Below are 310 nucleotides of genomic sequence, written 5' to 3'. Positions count from 1 at the left end.
GCCTCGCGCGAGGCCTCCCAGCGCGCCCAGCGCGCCTATCTTGACCATCAGGCCGGCATTCTGGCACGCGGCCTGCAAGAGGGGAAGGCCTGCCCCGTCTGCGGCTCCCCGCACCATCCGCGTCCCGCCTCGCTCTCGTCCGACGTGCCCGGCGAGGGCGCCCTCCAGGCGCTCAAGGACGAGGAGGAGGGGGCGCGGACCCGCGCCCTCGCCGACGCCCAGGCGGCGTCTGCGGCGCGAAGCTCCTGCGAGGGCGCGCGCGACGAGAAGCGCCTCCTCGTCGCGCGCGACGTTGCCGCCAAGGACGTCG

Annotated in this window: 1 protein-coding gene; it reads left to right on the top strand. The window is 76.1% G+C overall.

The annotated features are described in order from the left end of the window. Positions 1-310: hypothetical protein (locus HMPREF2826_RS08920; protein WP_210389009.1), on the top strand; the 310-nt coding region annotated here is incomplete at both ends.

This window comes from Olsenella sp. HMSC062G07, from assembly GCF_001811895.1.
GTDB lineage: Bacteria > Actinomycetota > Coriobacteriia > Coriobacteriales > Atopobiaceae > Olsenella_F > Olsenella_F massiliensis.
Note: the sequence above shows the minus strand (reverse complement) of the source record. Positions and strands in the feature narration are given on the sequence as shown.